This is a genomic window from Pseudomonas sp. BN607 (assembly GCF_029871175.1).
In the GTDB taxonomy this organism is placed as follows: Bacteria; Pseudomonadota; Gammaproteobacteria; order Pseudomonadales; family Pseudomonadaceae; genus Aquipseudomonas.
In genome coordinates this window covers 179,550-195,340 of the sequence record NZ_SSOE01000063.1, presented here as the reverse complement: position 1 = coordinate 195,340, position 15,791 = coordinate 179,550, and the positions used below count along the sequence as shown (strand labels likewise).

The following is a 15,791-nucleotide window of genomic DNA, read 5'->3' as shown; positions in this document are numbered from 1 at the left end:
CCCTGTAGCGCGCGCTTGCGGTTCGCTCGCCCTTAAAGGGTACGAGCCACCTGGACTTTCTCGAAGACTTCGATCTTGTCGCCGACCTTGACGTCGTTGTAGCTCTTGACGCCAATACCGCACTCCATGCCCGAACGAACTTCGGAAGCGTCGTCCTTGAAGCGACGCAGCGATTCCAGCTCGCCTTCGAAGATCACCACGTCGTCGCGCAGTACGCGGATCGGACGGTTGCGGTACACGGTACCCTCGATGACCATACAGCCAGCGATGGCGCCGAACTTCGGCGAACGGAACACGTCACGCACTTCGGCGACACCCAGGATGTTCTCGCGAACATCGCTGCCGAGCATACCGGTCAGGGCCTTCTTGACGTCTTCGATGATGTCGTAGATTACGTTGTAGTAACGCATATCCAGACCTTCCTGCTCGACGATCTTGCGCGCGCCGGCATCGGCACGCACGTTGAAGCCGAACAGTACTGCATTCGAAGCCAGTGCCAGGTTGGCGTCGCTCTCGGTGATACCACCGACGCCACCACCAATCACGCGCACCTGCACTTCGTCGTTGCCCAGGCCGCCGAGCGAGCCCTGCAGCGCTTCCAGAGAACCACGCACATCGGTCTTGAGAACGATGTTGAGGGTTTTCTTCTCTTCCTGACCCATGGTCTCGAAGATGTTTTCCAGCTTGCCGGCGTGAGCACGGGCCAGCTTGACCTCGCGGTACTTGCCTTGACGGAACAGGGCAACTTCACGGGCTTTCTTCTCGTCAGCCACCACCGACAGCTCGTCACCGGCTTCCGGGGTACCGTCCAGGCCAAGGATCTCGACCGGGATCGACGGGCCAGCTTCCTTCACAGGCTTGCCGTTCTCGTCGAGCATGGCACGTACGCGGCCATAGTTGGAGCCGCACAGGACCATGTCGCCCTGACGCAGGGTACCGTCCTGAACCAGGATGGTCGCTACCGGACCGCGGCCCTTGTCCAGGCGCGATTCGACAACCACACCACGCCCTGGAGCAGTCGGGGTAGCGGTCAATTCGAGGATCTCGGCCTGCAGCAAGACGGCTTCGAGCAGCTCGTCGACACCGGTACCCATCTTGGCCGAAACCTTGACGAACGGCGTGTCACCACCCCAGTCCTCAGAGGTAACGCCTTCGACAGCCAGCTCGTTACGGATACGATCGAGGTCAGCACCTGGCTTGTCGATCTTGTTCACTGCAACAACCAGCGGGACGCCAGCTGCCTTGGCATGCTGAACGGCTTCGCGGGTTTGTGGCATCACGCCGTCGTCCGCCGCCACCACCAGGATGACGATGTCGGTCGCCTTGGCACCACGGGCACGCATCTGGGTGAAAGCAGCGTGGCCCGGGGTGTCGAGGAAGGTGACCATACCGCGGTCGGTTTCCACGTGGTAGGCACCGATGTGCTGGGTAATACCACCGGCTTCGCCAGCGGCAACCTTGGCACGACGGATGTAGTCGAGCAGCGAGGTCTTGCCATGGTCAACGTGACCCATGACGGTAACCACCGGCGCACGCGACTCGGCCTGGCCTTCGAACTTCAGCGATTCGGCCAGGGAGTCTTCCAGGGCAGTGTCGCTGACCAGGGTGACCTTGTGGCCCAGTTCTTCGGCGATCAGCTGAGCAGTTTCCTGGTCGAGCACCTGGTTGATGGTGACCGGAGTGCCCATCTTGAACATGAACTTGACCACTTCAGCGGCCTTGACCGACATCTGTTGGGCCAGTTCCGAGACGGTGATGGTCTCGCCGATGGTCACGTCACGGATGACGGGGCCAGTCGGGTTCTGGAAGCCATGCTGGTTACGCTTCTTCAGCTTGCTCTTGCCACCACGACCACGACGAGCGCCATCGCTCTCTTCGTCGGTGGTACGCGGAGCGGCACGTGGAGTCGGCGCCTTTTCCTTCTCCTTGACCTTGACCTTGATCGACACACGAGGCGCCTCGCCACGACGACGGTCGTCATCACGGGTACGGCTTTCGTTGCGACGGGTCTCGTCTTTCTTGCGCTCGGCAGCGCGAGCTGCGGCGTCTTCGGAAGCCGGGGCGTCGGCGACAACCGGGGCCGGGGCAGCGGCAGGAGCCGGCTCTGGCTTGGCGGCAGGCGCTGGGGCGGCTGCAGCGGTGTCGGCGGCGTGACGGCGAGCCTGCTCTTCGTTGCGCTGGCGAACTTCGGCCTCGACCTTGTCGCGAGCGGCATTTTCAGCCGCACGGCGCTCATCCAGCTCACGCTTCTGCTCAGCCTGGATTTCTTCCGGGCTACGCTGCACGAAAACTTTCTTCTTGCGTACTTCTACGCTAATGCTCTTGCTACCGGCGACACGCAGGGTGCTGGTGGTTTTGCGCTGCAAGGTAATCTTGCGCGGCTCTTCCGCCTTGCTCTTGTGGCTGCTTTTCAAATGAGTCAGCAGGGTCTGCTTCTCATTGTCGGTCACTACCTGACCGGCGTCGGTGTGCGGCAGACCTGCCTCACGCATCTGCTGCAGCAGGCGCTCTACCGGTGCCTCGACCTCTTGGGCCAGTTCTTTCACCGTGACTTGCGTCATGCACTTCTCTCCTCAGGCCGCGCCTAATTACTCGAACCAGTGGGCTCGGGCGGCCATGATCAACTTGCCGGCACGCTCTTCGTCGATGCCGTCGATGTCGAGCAGATCGTCGATCGACTGCTCGGCCAGGTCTTCGCGGTTAACCACGCCGCGCACCGCCAGTTCAGCCGCCAGGTCCTTGTCCATGCCCTCAAGGGAGAGCAGGTCTTCGGCCGGGTGGGCGTCTGCCAGTTTTTCTTCGGTAGCGATGGCCTTGGTCAACAAACGGTCCTTGGCTCGAGCGCGGAGCTCATTGACGATATCTTCGTCAAAGCCATCGATGTTGAGCATTTCTTCCAACGGTACGTAGGCAATTTCTTCGAGGCTGGTAAAGCCTTCGTCGACCAGCACTTGGGCCAGCTCCTCGTCGACTTCCAGTTCATCGATGAAATTGCGCAGGATGTCACCGGTTTCGGCCTGTTGCTTGGCCTGGATGTCCTTCTCGGTCATCACGTTCAGGGTCCAACCGGTCAGTTGACTGGCAAGACGAACGTTCTGACCGCCACGGCCAATGGCCTGGGCCAGGTTGTCCTCGGCGACGGCGATGTCCATGGCATGGGCATCTTCATCAACGATGATCGCCGCGACTTCAGCCGGCGACATGGCGTTGATGACAAACTGCGCCGGGTTATCGTCCCACAGGACGATATCCACACGCTCACCACCCAGCTCCCCGGATACGGCCTGGACGCGCGAACCACGCATGCCGATGCAGGCGCCTTGCGGGTCGATGCGCTTGTCCTTGGAGCGGACGGCGATCTTGGCTCGCGAACCCGGATCACGGGAAGCAGCCATGACTTCGATCAGCCCTTCGGCAATTTCCGGCACTTCAATGCGGAAAAGCTCGATCAGCATCTGCGGCGCGGTGCGCGACAGGATCAGCTGAGGGCCACGGTTTTCAGTGCGAATTTCCTTGAGCAGCGCACGCAGGCGCACGCCGACACGGAAGGTTTCGCGCGGAATGATGTCTTCGCGGGCCAGCAAGGCCTCGGCGTTGTTGCCCAGGTCAACGATGACGTTGTCGCGGGTAACCTTTTTCACGGTACCAGAAATGATCTCGCCAACGCGCTCGCGGTAAGCATCGACCACCTGGGCGCGCTCGGCCTCACGGACCTTCTGCACGATGACCTGCTTGGCGGTCTGGGCGGCGATACGACCGAACTCGATGGACTCGATCTTCTCTTCGATCACGTCACCAACCTTGGCTTCAGGGTGGGTGTCCTTGATCTTGTCCAGCCAGGTCTCGATCGCTGGATCATCAAGATCCGCTTCATCGACCACGGTCCAGCGACGGAAGGTCTCGTAGCTACCGGTGTGGCGGTTGATTTCCACACGCAGATCGACTTCGTCTTCAAAACGTTTTTTGGTTGCAGTGGCCAGGGCCACTTCCAGCGCTTCGAAAATGACGCCGGGCGGTACACCTTTTTCGTTGGATACCGATTCAACAACCAGCAGTACTTCTTTGCTCATCGTACGCCTCGCCTTGCGCAAGCCATTGGGCCCGGATAGTCCGCCGGGCCCGGCACGTCTCAGTCAAAACTGGGAATAATATTGGCCTTGTCGATCGAGTCGATCGGCAACAGGAACTCCTGGTTGTCCACCTGGACCACCACATCCTGCTCCTCCACACCGCGGAGAAGGCCCTGGAAGTTACGACGACCCTCGAAGGGTGAGCGCAGCTTGATCTTCACTTGTTCGCCGGCATGCGAGGCAAACTGTTCCAGAGTGAACAGTGGGCGATCCATGCCTGGAGAAGACACCTCGAGGGTGTACTCACTGCTGATTGGATCTTCCACATCGAGAATGGCGCTGGCCTGACGGCTGACCGCTTCGCAGTCATCCACCAGAATGCCGTCTTCCTTGTCGATGTAGATGCGCAGTACCGAATGCTTACCCTGGGAAACGAACTCGATCCCCCAGCACTGATAGCCCAGACCCTCGACAACCGGGGCCAACAAGGCCTGCAACTGTTCTAGCTTGCTCGACACCTGAACCCCCTCGTGCATGCTGTGCAAATAAAAAATGGGCAAAGCGCCCATCCCTGAAAGCGCCGTTGGACAACGACGCCGAAAACTGTTCGGTTAGCAAAAAGCCCCTGAAAAGGGGCTCCGCTGAAGCTGGTTGCGGGGGCTGGATTTGAACCAACGACCTTCGGGTTATGAGCCCGACGAGCTACCAAGCTGCTCCACCCCGCGACAAAGCTGGGGCGAAAGTATAAGACCGAACCCTGTTGAGGGTCAAATCCAAACCTTCACCTGCAAGAAAGCCCGCTAAAGCGGGCTCTCAAGCTTCAATTGGTACCGAGAAGGGGACTCGAACCCCTACACCCTATGGGCACAACCACCTCAAGGTTGCGTGTCTACCAATTCCACCACCTCGGCAATGTTACTACTTGAAACCCGTTACTTCTGCTCTTGCGCTGGAGGAGGTACATCACCAGTGGTATTGGTGGTTTCGCTCTTCTGCTGTTGGAGCACCGGTACATCATCATTAACTGCCGGTTTTTGCGGCTCTTTCACTTCTAGCACTGCTGGATCTGGAAGACCTGCTTGGCTAAGCTGGTGAGCTTGTTGCTTCGCGAAGTATCCTAACCCAAGTGCTGTCAAAAAGAAAGTGGCAGCGAGTATTGCAGTTAATTTACTTAGAAACGTTGCAGAGCCTTGGCTCCCGAACACGGTATTAGAGGCACCCGCGCCGAAAGATGCACCTGCTTCCGCACCTTTACCCTGTTGCAACAGAACCAGCACTACAAGCGACAGCGCTGCCAACAGATGAAAAACAACGATGACTGTTTCCAGCATTTGTTCAGTTTCCTGCGGCGCGACAAATTGCACCGAATTCGTCTGCGTTCAGGGAAGCCCCACCAATGAGACCCCCATCGATATCCGGCATGCCGAACAGTTCGGCCGCATTGGCCGCCTTCACGCTGCCGCCGTAGAGCAGCTGCACCTTCGCAGCTACTTCAGCATCTTCTGCCGCCAGCTGGCTTCGGATGGCGGCATGCACATCCTGAGCCTGCTGTGGCGTGGCCGTAAGGCCGGTGCCGATGGCCCATACAGGCTCATAGGCAATTACTGCATTGGCAAAAGCCTTAACACCGAATGCTTCGATGATACTGCTTAGTTGACGCCCGACAACTTCGAGCGTCTTGCCAGCCTCGCGCTCTTCAAGGGTTTCCCCGATACAAAGCACTGGCTTCAAACCTTTGGCCTGGGCCGCTGCAAACTTGCGATTCAGCACTTCATCGGTTTCGCCAATGATCTGGCGACGCTCCGAATGGCCAATCAACACCAACTTGCAACCTGCTTCAACCAGCTGCTCAGGAGAAACTTCTCCGGTCAGCGCACCCTGTTCGGGTTGTACAGCAGAATTCTGTGCGCCGACAGTAATTTCTTTACCTGCCAGGCCATCGATCACTTGATTGATGAACAGGGCCGGTGGAAATACCGCGACTTCCACTCCGCTCGGCAAGGCAAGATTGCTCAAGCCTTCGGTCAGCTCAGCGACGCTAGCGCGGGTACCGTGCATCTTCCAGTTACCAGCTACCATAGGGCGACGCATGCTTTACCTCGTCGGTCAAAGTGGGCGCAGATCTTACCCAACCAGATCTGCGCTGGCAAGCGCCTTCAGACACAAACTTCGCCGACCAGCTTGGCCAGTGCTTCCGCATGACCACGCACCTGGCTTTCGTCCTCGCCCTCGACCATCACCCGCACCAGAGGCTCGGTGCCCGACTTGCGCAACAGCACGCGGCCACGGCCAGCCAGTGCTTCGGTAACCTTGGCACTGGCCTCCTTGACGGCCGGGTGCTCCAGCGGGTCGACCTTGCTGGCACCGAAGCGTACATTGATCAGCACCTGCGGGCACTTGCGCAGGGCCTGACGGGCCTGAGCCAGGGTTTCGCCACGACGCTTGAGCGCCATCAACACCTGCAGCGCAGCGATGATCGCGTCACCCGTGGTGGTGTGGTTGCAGCACACGACGTGGCCGGAGTTTTCACCCCCCACCAGCCATTCACGCTCCAGCAGCTCGGCCATGACGTACCGGTCGCCGACCTTGGCCCGCACGAACGGGATATCCAGGTCCTTCAGTGCCAGCTCCAGGCCCAGGTTGCTCATGAGCGTACCCACGACCCCGCCCTGCAACTTGCCACGCTCGTGCAGATCGCGCGCGATGATGAACAGCAGTTCGTCACCGTCAACAATGGCACCGGTGTGATCGACCATCAGTACGCGGTCGCCATCACCGTCGAAGGCAATACCGAGGTCGGCATGGCCTACCAGCACGGCGGCCTGCAACGATTCGATGTGAGTCGAACCGCAACCTTCGTTGATGTTCAGACCGTCCGGCTGGGCATGCAGCACCGTTACGTCGGCACCCAGCTCGCGGAATACGCTAGGCGCGACCTTATAGGTGGCACCGTGGGCGCAATCGACCACCAGTTTGAGCCCGTCGAAGCTGGTGCTGGTCGGTACGCTGCTCTTGCAGAACTCGATGTAGCGGCCGGCAGCATCGTTGATGCGCGAAACCTTGCCCAGCTTGCCCGAGTCAACAACCGTCATCGGCTGGTCAAGCAGCTCTTCGATCATCAGTTCGACTTCATCCGGCAGCTTGGTGCCCTGGCCCGAGAAGAACTTGATGCCGTTGTCTTCGTGCGGGTTGTGCGAGGCACTGATGACAATGCCCGCCTGGGCATGGAAGGTGCGGGTCAGGTAGGCGATGGCCGGCGTAGGCATTGGCCCCAGCAGCATGACATCGGCACCTGCCGCGGCCAGACCGGCTTCGAGTGCGGACTCGAACATGTAGCCGGAGATACGCGTATCCTTGCCCACCAGCACACGGCAGTGCCCCTGCTTGCGGAAGGCCATGCCTGCCGCCCAGCCAAGCTTCAGCATGAAGTCAGGCGTGATCGGGTATTCGCCGACGCGGCCACGAATGCCGTCGGTACCAAAGTATTTTCTGCTCATAGGGACTCCAATGTTCTTATTCGGCGTTTTGCACCGCAGCGATCATGCGCACCACATCGACAGTTTCGGCCACGTCATGGACACGAAGGATGCTGGCTCCCTTGGTCATGGCCAACGCCGCCAGCGCAAGGCTGCCGTACAACCGCTCGCCGACCGGACGTTCCAGCGTCAGGCCGATCATGCTCTTTCGTGAAACGCCCACCAACAACGGGCGCCCCAGGCGATAGAGCGCTTCCATGTGCTTGAACAGGCTCAGGTTGTGCGCCAGCGTCTTGGCGAAACCAAAGCCCGGGTCAAGAATGATTTTGTGCGTGTCGATGCCGGCGGCCGCACAGGCGGCCATCCGCTGCTCAAGATATCGCGCAACGTCGGCAGTCACGTCTTCGTAATGCGGGTCGTCCTGCATGTTACCGGGCTCGCCACGCATGTGCATGAGGCACACGGGCAAACCGGTATCTGCCGCTGCATCCAGCGCACCATCGCGCTCCAGGGCCCGCACGTCGTTGATGAGCCCGGCACCGAGACGGGCCGACTCACGCATAACGGCAGGCGTGGAGGTATCGACAGAGATGACCACGTCGAGGCGGCTATTGATGGCCTCGACCATCGGCGCCACCCGCTCCAGCTCCTCGATGACCGAGACCGCGCGCGCGCCCGGCCGGGTGGACTCGCCACCAATGTCGATCAGCGTGGCGCCTGCGGCAACCATGGCTTCGGCATGACGCAGAGCCTCGTCGCGCTGGCTGAAACGCCCGCCATCGGAGAAGGAATCAGGGGTGATATTGAGAATACCCATGACATGGGTACGTGACAAATCAAGAACCCGGTTGCCGCAAGGCAACCGGGTCGGGTACTGCACTGAGCTCATAGATGCCCTTAGTGTTGAGCTGCTGGGCCGCCGATTGGCGATTCCGGGCGATCATTCTGGGCCGCAGGCGTGCCCGAATCCTTGTCATCGTCCCAGTCACGCGGTTCGCGTGGCGTACGCCCAGCCATGATGTCGTCGATCTGATCGGCATCAATGGTCTCATACTTCATCAGCGCTTCGGTCATCGCTTCAAGCTTGTCGCGGTTCTCGATCAACAGCTGCTTGGCAGTGGCGTAGCACTGATCAATGATGCTGCGGACCTCGGAGTCGATCAGCTTGGCAGTTTCGCCGGAGACACTGGCGTGCTGGCTGCCGGCACTGCGGCCGAGGAACACTTCACCCTCTTCTTCGGCGTACATCAGCGGGCCGAGTTTCTCGGACAGGCCCCATTTGGTGACCATGTTACGAGCGATCTGGCTGGCACGCATGATGTCATTCGACGCACCGGTGGTGACGCCATCGAAGCCCAGCGTCATCTCTTCGGCAATACGGCCACCGTACAGCGAGCAGATCTGACTGATCAGCGCACGCTTGGACAGGCTATAGCGGTCTTCTTCCGGCAGGAACATGGTCACACCCAGGGCACGGCCACGCGGGATGATCGAAACCTTGTAGACCGGGTCGTGCTCAGGCACCAGGCGACCGACAATGGCATGACCAGCCTCGTGGTAAGCGGTGTTCTTCTTTTCCTTCTCGGACATGACCATGGTCTTGCGCTCGGCGCCCATCATGATCTTGTCCTTGGCCAGCTCGAACTCTTTCATTTCGACCAGGCGCTTGTTGGAACGCGCGGCAAACAGCGATGCTTCGTTGACCAAGTTGGCAAGGTCGGCACCGGAGAAGCCTGGGGTACCACGGGCAATGACGGCCGGGTTGACGTTCTCGCCAATCGGCACCTTGCGCATGTGCACCTTGAGGATCTGTTCGCGACCACGGATATCCGGCAGGCCAACCACTACCTGGCGGTCGAAGCGGCCGGGACGCAGCAGTGCCGGGTCGAGCACGTCCGGACGGTTGGTTGCGGCGATGACGATGATGCCATCGTTCATTTCAAAGCCGTCCATCTCCACCAGCAACTGGTTGAGGGTTTGCTCACGCTCGTCGTGACCGCCACCCATGCCGGCGCCACGGTGGCGACCAACGGCGTCGATCTCGTCGATGAAGATGATGCACGGGGCGTGCTTCTTGGCCTGTTCGAACATGTCGCGAACGCGGCTGGCACCGACACCGACGAACATTTCCACGAAGTCTGAACCGGAGATGGTGAAGAACGGCACCTTCGCCTCACCGGCGATGGCCTTGGCCAGCAAGGTCTTACCGGTACCGGGCGGGCCAACCATCAGCACGCCACGCGGAATACGGCCACCCAAGCGCTGGAACTTGCCCGGGTCGCGCAGGAACTCGACCAGCTCACCGACTTCTTCCTTGGCTTCATCGCAACCTGCGACGTCAGCCAGGGTCGTCTTGACCTGGTCTTCCGACAGCAGGCGCGCCTTGCTCTTGCCGAAACTCATCGGCCCGCCCTTGCCGCCCGCACCGCCCTGCATCTGGCGCATGAAGAACATGAACACGGCAATGATCACCAGGATCGGGAAGCTGGCTACCAGCAACTGGGTCCAGATGCTCTGCTGCTCAGGCTGTTTGCCTTCGACAACCACATGGTTGTCGACCAGGTCGCCAATCAGGCCGTTGTCGGTAATGGCCGGACGCACAGTCTTGAAGTTGTCGCCGTCGGCGCGTTTGCCGGTAATGATGTAGCCGTCGACAGTCACACGCTCGACCTTGCCATCCTTGACCTGCTGGATGAAGTCGGAGTAGTTGAGGGTCTGCGGCTCGTTAGGGCTGGAGAAGTTGTTCATCACTGTCACCAGGACAGCTGCGATGATCAACCACAGGATCAGATTCTTTGCCATGTCGTTCAATTCGCTACCCTCTGAGGCCGGCGCACGACGCAGCCGTGCCTCGCATGATATTCATCGCCCTAACTTACTACATTACCTACGCAGCCGCAGGCACCGTCTGTAACCCTTTGTGAAAGCTAGACTACACGAAGTTCGGACAATCCTGACGCCGCGGCCAATTGGAAATAACTATCAGCCGCCGCGCTTCACGCCTTTCAAGCGCCTTTGAAACCTTTGCCCAACAGGTACTGCTCACGCGAACGATCCCGCGAAGAGGATGGTTTGCGCATCTGCACCTTGTCGAATTTGGTGCGCACATCCTTCAGGTACATGTCGAAACCTTCGCCCTGGAAAATCTTGATCAGGAAATCACCGCCAGGCTTCAGTACACGGGTTGCCAGATCCAGGGCCAGCTCGCAGAGGAACATCGCGCGCGGCATGTCCACTTCGGGCGTACCACTCATATTGGGGGCCATGTCGGAAATCACAAGGTCTACATGCGAATCCCCTACCGCCTCCAGGATTTGCTGGAGCACGGCATCATCGGTGAAATCGCCCTGAATGAAGGTCACATCGGGGATCGAGTCCATTTCCAGGATGTCGGAAGCGATCAACCGACCCTGGCCACCAATCAGACGACTGGTCACCTGCGACCAGCCACCCGGGGCCGCACCGAGGTCGATGACGCTCATGCCGGGACGGATCAGGCGGTCTTTTTCCTGGATCTCCAGCAGTTTGTAGCTCGCTCGCGAGCGGTAGCCATCCTTCTGTGCCTGCTTTACAAAAGGATCGTTGAAATGCTCTCGCAGCCAGTTTGCGCTGCTTTTGGAACGTTGTACCACGGGGCACCTCGATGATATGCGTCGTGATTGACTGGGCGGAGCCGGTGGCCCTCGGGTAAAATGCCGGTCAATTTTACAGAATCAGACGGAAAGGGTCAGATTATGCCGCTCAATAACGAGCAGAAGAAGCAATACAAGTCCATTGGTCATGACCTGAAGCCGGTCCTGATCGTTGCTGGCAACGGTTTGAATGAAGGCGTCATCGCCGAGCTGGAGCGTGCTCTGGTCGACCACGAACTGATCAAGGTCGAAATCCGTTCGGAAGACCGCGAAGAACGCGCAGAGACCATTGCCGAGCTGTGCAAGGCCGGCCGTGCCGAGCTGGTGCAGACCATCGGCAAGAAAGCCCTGATCTACCGCAAGAACCCACAGCCGAACAAGCAGCTGTCCAACATCCACCGTTACAAGTAACGGTGGCTCCGGTCAGTGGCGCGTCGGACGCGCCCTGACCGGCACCGGCTGGGCCACCAGGACAATGCCGGAAAAGCCCAGCACCAAGAAGCAGAACATCTGCCAGCGCTCGCCGACGGAAATGCCGTAGCGCAAGGTGTAGTACCCCACGCAGGCACCGAAGCCGAGCAACAGCATCTGGCCCCGGAACTGCCGCCACCAGGCCGCCAGGCCGTCCACCCTTGCCAGCACTGCCAGCTGGGTCAACAAGCCAAGTAACGCCACGCCGATCAACCAGCGGTCGATCTGCCCGGCGATATCCTGCACCAGCAGCGGCGCCAGGCCACTGACCTTGAGCGCAGGCACCAGCCCCACGTGGAACACCCACAGGCCTCCGACCCAGAATACCTGGGCCAGTTGCCAGAGGATCCCCTCAAGGGATGGCGCCCGCAGGCGCCGGTCAGATGTGCTTGACTTCGACAATCTCGTACTCGACCGTGCCACTAGGCGTCTTGACGACGACGGTATCACCTTCTTCCTTGCCGATGATGGCACGGGCAATGGGTGCGCCGCTCGACAGCTTGCCCTGCTTCACGTCGGCTTCATCCTCGCCAACGATCTGGTAGGTCACCTCTTCATCTGTTTCGGTGTTGGCCAGTACCACGGTGGTACCGAAAATCACCTTGCCAGTATGAGGGATAGTGGTCACATCAATGACCACCGAATTCTGCAGACGGCCTTCGATATCACGGATACGCGCCTCGACCATGCCCTGCTCCTCGCGGGCGGCATGGTATTCGGCGTTTTCCTTGAGGTCACCCAGTTCCCGTGCTTCACCGATGGCCTGGCTCAGGCGCGGGCGCTCGGTCTTGCTCAGGAACAGATGCTCCTCTTCCAGGGCGCGGGCGCCCTGGACGGTCATTGGGTACTTGGTAATACTCATGCTTTGAGTCCTGCATGCAGATCCTGCAAGCGGCGAACGGTCTTTTCCGGACCGAATTTCAGCGCTTCGCAGATGGCTTCACCAGCCGCAATGGTAGTGGTGCAGTAAATCTTGTGCTGCAGCGCATTGCGACGAATCGAGTAGGAATCGGCGATCGACTGGCGGCCTTCGGTGGTGTTGATGATCAGCGAAACTTCGTCGTTCTTGATCATGTCGACCACGTGCGGGCGACCTTCGGTCACTTTGTTCACACGGCGCACTTTCAGGCCAGCCGCTTCGATAACCTTGGCGGTGCCGGCAGTAGCAACCACTTCGAAGCCCAGGGCGATCAGGTCGCGGGCAACGCCAGCCACTTGTGGCTTGTCGTCGTCGCGCACGCTGATGAACGCGGTACCGCCGGTCGGCAGCACTTCGCTGGCACCCATCTGGGCTTTGGCGAAGGCTTCACCGAAGCTGTCACCGACACCCATGACTTCACCGGTCGATTTCATCTCAGGGCCGAGGATCGGGTCAACCCCTGGGAACTTGGCGAACGGGAAGACGGCTTCCTTGACGCTGTAGAAGTTCGGGATGATTTCCTGGGTGAAGCCCAGCTCTTTCAGGGTTTTGCCAGCCATGACGCGGGCCGCGATCATCGCCAGGGAAGTGCCGATGCACTTGGACACGAACGGTACGGTACGCGAGGCACGCGGGTTGACTTCGATCACGTAGATCTTGTCGCCCTGCAGGGCCAGCTGCACGTTCATCAGGCCGACCACGCCCAGCTCCAGCGCCATTTTCTTGACCTGAACACGGACTTCGTCCTGCACTTCCTTGCTCAGCGAGTAAGGTGGCAGCGAGCACGCCGAGTCACCGGAGTGTACGCCGGCCTGCTCGATGTGCTGCATGATCGCGCCGATGACCACGTCGGTGCCGTCGCACACCGCATCCACGTCCATCTCGATGGCGCAGTTGAGGAAGTGGTCGAGCAATACCGGGCTGTCGTTCGACACTTGTACCGCTTCACGCAGGTAGCGCTTGAGCTCGTCCAGCTCGTAGACGATCTCCATGGCACGACCGCCCAGTACGTAGGACGGGCGCACGACCAGCGGGTAGCCGATGCTGCCAGCAGCACGGATGGCTTCTTCTTCGCTGCGCACGGTGGCGTTTGGCGGCTGCAGCAGGTTCAGGCGCTGAACCATCTGCTGGAAGCGCTCACGGTCTTCGGCGCGGTCGATGGCGTCAGGGCTGGTACCGATGATCGGAACGCCAGCTTCTTCCAGGGCGCGGGCCAGCTTCAGCGGGGTCTGGCCGCCGTAGTGAACGATCACGCCCTTCGGCTTCTCGACGCGGCAGACTTCCAGCACGTCTTCCAGGGTCAGCGGCTCGAAGTACAGGCGGTCGGAAGTGTCGTAGTCGGTGGAGACGGTTTCCGGGTTGCAGTTGACCATGATGGTCTCGTAACCGTCTTCACGCAGCGCCAGGGCGGCGTGTACGCAGCAGTAGTCGAACTCGATACCTTGGCCGATACGGTTCGGGCCGCCACCCAGGATCATGATCTTGTCGCGGGTGGACGGGTTGGCCTCGCACTCTTCCTCGTAGGTGGAGTACAGGTAGGCGGTGTCGGTGGCGAACTCGGCGGCGCAGGTGTCGACGCGCTTGTACACCGGGAACACCTCCAGCTTGTGGCGGTGACGGCGCAGGTTCTTGTCGGTGATACCCAGCAGCACAGCCAGGCGCTGGTCAGAGAAGCCCTTGCGCTTCAGGCGCAGCATGTAGTCCTTGTCGATTGCCGACAGGGCCAGGGTCTTGACCTTCTCTTCTTCTTTGATCAGGTCTTCCATCTGCACCAGGAACCACATATCGATGCCGGTCAGATTGAAGATTTCTTCGCAGGTCATGCCCGAACGCATGGCGTCGGCGACGTACCAGATACGCTCGGCACCCGGCACGGTCAGTTCGCGCTTGAGGATGCTGCCGGCTTCCGGGCTGGCCAGGTCGACTTTCGGGTCGAGGCCGCAGGCGCCGACTTCCAGGCCGCGCAGGGCTTTCTGCAGGGATTCCTGGAAAGTACGGCCGATGGCCATGACTTCACCCACGGATTTCATCTGGGTGGTCAGGCGGGCGTCGGCTTTCGGGAATTTCTCGAAGGCGAAGCGTGGCAGCTTGGTGACGACGTAGTCGATCGACGGTTCGAAGGACGCCGGGGTACGGCCACCGGTAATGTCGTTCTGCAGTTCGTCGAGGGTGTAGCCGATGGCCAGCTTGGCGGCGATCTTGGCGATCGGGAAGCCGGTGGCCTTCGATGCCAGCGCCGAGGAACGCGAAACGCGCGGGTTCATCTCGATGACGACCATGCGGCCGGTATTCGGGCAAATGCCGAACTGGACGTTGGAACCGCCGGTTTCCACACCGATTTCACGCAGCACCGCCAGCGAGGCGTTGCGCATGATCTGGTATTCCTTGTCGGTCAGGGTCTGCGCCGGGGCAACAGTGATCGAGTCACCGGTGTGCACGCCCATCGGGTCGAAGTTCTCGATCGAGCAGACGATGATGCAGTTGTCCTTTTTGTCGCGGACCACTTCCATCTCGTACTCTTTCCAGCCGATCAGCGATTCGTCGATCAGCAGTTCCTTGGTCGGCGACAGGTCCAGACCACGGGTGCAGATTTCTTCGAATTCTTCACGGTTGTAGGCAATACCGCCGCCAGTGCCGCCCATGGTGAACGATGGACGGATGATGCATGGGAAGCCGAGCTTCTCGAGGACCGCATTGGCCTCTTCCATGCTGTGGGCGATACCGGAGCGCGGGCACTCCAGGCCGATGTCCTTCATGGCCTTGTCGAAGCGCGAGCGGTCTTCGGCCTTGTCGATGGTGTCGGCGTTGGCACCGATCATCTCTACGCCGAACTTCTCCAGAACGCCGTGGCGCTCCAGGTCCAGGGCGCAGTTCAGGGCGGTCTGGCCACCCATGGTCGGCAGGACGGCGTCCGGGCGCTCTTTCTCGATGATCTTGGCCACCGATTGCCACTTGATCGGCTCGATGTAGGTGGCGTCAGCCATGGCCGGGTCGGTCATGATGGTGGCTGGGTTGGAGTTCACCAGGATGACGCGGAAACCTTCTTCGCGCAGGGCTTTGCAAGCCTGGGCGCCGGAGTAGTCGAATTCGCAGGCCTGGCCGATCACGATCGGGCCGGCACCGAGAATCAGGATGCTTTTGATGTCTGTACGTTTTGGCATGGTGGTCACTCAAATCCGGGGTCAGTCGGCAAGCCGCTTTGAACAATCTGGGTCAGGCGCTG

General features: G+C 60.1%; 13 protein-coding genes and 2 tRNA genes. 1 reads left to right on the top strand and 14 read right to left on the bottom strand.

All coding sequences use genetic code 11. The features are described 5' to 3' along the window. Positions 1 to 32: 32 nt before the first annotated feature. The 11 genes from infB to rlmE form a co-directional block, all read right to left on the bottom strand. On the bottom strand, positions 33 to 2,561 hold the full coding sequence (gene infB, locus E8E68_RS20750) for a translation initiation factor IF-2 (protein WP_266031269.1): 2,529 nt from the start codon (positions 2,559 to 2,561) through the stop codon (positions 33 to 35). 27 nt (positions 2,562 to 2,588) lie between these two features. Beyond that, positions 2,589 to 4,070: a transcription termination factor NusA gene (gene nusA / locus E8E68_RS20745; protein WP_009685349.1), complete on the bottom strand. Its 1,482-nt coding sequence runs from the start codon at positions 4,068 to 4,070 to the stop codon at positions 2,589 to 2,591. A gap of 59 nt (positions 4,071 to 4,129) precedes the next feature. Further along, complete coding sequence (gene rimP, locus E8E68_RS20740) at positions 4,130 to 4,588, bottom strand: ribosome maturation factor RimP (protein ID WP_060509592.1); 459 nt, start codon at positions 4,586 to 4,588, stop codon at positions 4,130 to 4,132. A gap of 130 nt (positions 4,589 to 4,718) precedes the next feature. Next, positions 4,719 to 4,795, bottom strand: a tRNA-Met gene (locus E8E68_RS20735). 100 nt (positions 4,796 to 4,895) lie between these two features. Continuing rightward, positions 4,896 to 4,981: transfer RNA gene (locus tag E8E68_RS20730), tRNA-Leu, on the bottom strand. 21 nt (positions 4,982 to 5,002) lie between these two features. Further along, on the bottom strand, positions 5,003 to 5,401 hold the full coding sequence (secG, locus tag E8E68_RS20725) for a preprotein translocase subunit SecG (RefSeq protein WP_110746164.1): 399 nt from the start codon (positions 5,399 to 5,401) through the stop codon (positions 5,003 to 5,005). Positions 5,402 to 5,405: 4 nt separating this feature from the next. Beyond that, positions 5,406 to 6,161, bottom strand: a complete 756-nt coding sequence (tpiA, locus tag E8E68_RS20720; protein ID WP_266031266.1) for a triose-phosphate isomerase — start codon at positions 6,159 to 6,161, stop codon at positions 5,406 to 5,408. A 65-nt stretch (positions 6,162 to 6,226) separates the two neighbouring features. Then, positions 6,227 to 7,567, bottom strand: a complete 1,341-nt coding sequence (glmM, locus tag E8E68_RS20715) for a phosphoglucosamine mutase (RefSeq protein ID WP_110746160.1) — start codon at positions 7,565 to 7,567, stop codon at positions 6,227 to 6,229. Between the two features lie 16 nt (positions 7,568 to 7,583). Continuing rightward, positions 7,584 to 8,435 carry a dihydropteroate synthase gene (folP, locus tag E8E68_RS20710; protein ID WP_266031262.1) on the bottom strand — a complete coding sequence of 284 codons (852 nt, stop codon included), beginning with the start codon at positions 8,433 to 8,435 and terminating at the stop codon, positions 7,584 to 7,586. Between the two features lie 8 nt (positions 8,436 to 8,443). Next, positions 8,444 to 10,348, bottom strand: a complete 1,905-nt coding sequence (ftsH, locus tag E8E68_RS20705) for an ATP-dependent zinc metalloprotease FtsH (RefSeq protein ID WP_110746155.1) — start codon at positions 10,346 to 10,348, stop codon at positions 8,444 to 8,446. Between the two features lie 203 nt (positions 10,349 to 10,551). Continuing rightward, positions 10,552 to 11,178: a 23S rRNA (uridine(2552)-2'-O)-methyltransferase RlmE gene (gene rlmE, locus E8E68_RS20700; protein ID WP_110746153.1), complete on the bottom strand. Its 627-nt coding sequence runs from the start codon at positions 11,176 to 11,178 to the stop codon at positions 10,552 to 10,554. 102 nt (positions 11,179 to 11,280) lie between these two features. Here rlmE and yhbY point away from each other — a divergent pair, with 102 nt between their 5' ends. Beyond that, positions 11,281 to 11,589, top strand: coding sequence for a ribosome assembly RNA-binding protein YhbY (gene yhbY / locus E8E68_RS20695; protein ID WP_003249945.1), 309 nt, complete (start codon positions 11,281 to 11,283; stop codon positions 11,587 to 11,589). A 12-nt stretch (positions 11,590 to 11,601) separates the two neighbouring features. Here the strand turns inward: yhbY and E8E68_RS20690 are convergent, their stop codons facing one another. Genes E8E68_RS20690 through carB form a run of 3 tightly spaced genes read right to left on the bottom strand, consistent with a single transcriptional unit; the run spans position 11,602 to position 15,729 of the window. Continuing rightward, complete coding sequence (locus E8E68_RS20690) at positions 11,602 to 12,051, bottom strand: MFS transporter (protein ID WP_110746151.1); 450 nt, start codon at positions 12,049 to 12,051, stop codon at positions 11,602 to 11,604. Continuing rightward, entirely contained in the window at positions 12,029 to 12,511 is a 483-nt protein-coding gene (gene greA / locus E8E68_RS20685; RefSeq protein WP_003249939.1) for a transcription elongation factor GreA, read from the bottom strand. Before greA ends, E8E68_RS20690 begins: the two co-directional genes overlap by 23 nt. After that, complete coding sequence (carB, locus tag E8E68_RS20680; protein WP_110746149.1) at positions 12,508 to 15,729, bottom strand: carbamoyl-phosphate synthase large subunit; 3,222 nt, start codon at positions 15,727 to 15,729, stop codon at positions 12,508 to 12,510. The genes greA and carB overlap by 4 nt, the downstream gene beginning before the upstream one ends. Positions 15,730 to 15,791 lie beyond the last annotated feature (62 nt).

Bases quoted from the DNA above. Each gene is read 5' to 3' on its own strand.
- infB (WP_266031269.1), bottom strand. From the start codon at position 2,561: ATGACGCAAGTCACGGTGAAAGAACTGGCCCAAGAGGTCGAGGCACCG.
- nusA (WP_009685349.1), bottom strand. From the start codon at position 4,070: ATGAGCAAAGAAGTACTGCTGGTTGTTGAATCGGTATCCAACGAAAAA.
- secG (WP_110746164.1), bottom strand. From the start codon at position 5,401: ATGCTGGAAACAGTCATCGTTGTTTTTCATCTGTTGGCAGCGCTGTCG.
- tpiA (WP_266031266.1), bottom strand. From the start codon at position 6,161: ATGCGTCGCCCTATGGTAGCTGGTAACTGGAAGATGCACGGTACCCGC.
- glmM (WP_110746160.1), bottom strand. From the start codon at position 7,567: ATGAGCAGAAAATACTTTGGTACCGACGGCATTCGTGGCCGCGTCGGC.
- folP (WP_266031262.1), bottom strand. From the start codon at position 8,435: ATGAGCTCAGTGCAGTACCCGACCCGGTTGCCTTGCGGCAACCGGGTT.
- ftsH (WP_110746155.1), bottom strand. From the start codon at position 10,348: ATGGCAAAGAATCTGATCCTGTGGTTGATCATCGCAGCTGTCCTGGTG.
- yhbY (WP_003249945.1), top strand. From the start codon at position 11,281: ATGCCGCTCAATAACGAGCAGAAGAAGCAATACAAGTCCATTGGTCAT.
- greA (WP_003249939.1), bottom strand. From the start codon at position 12,511: ATGAGTATTACCAAGTACCCAATGACCGTCCAGGGCGCCCGCGCCCTG.
- carB (WP_110746149.1), bottom strand. From the start codon at position 15,729: ATGCCAAAACGTACAGACATCAAAAGCATCCTGATTCTCGGTGCCGGC.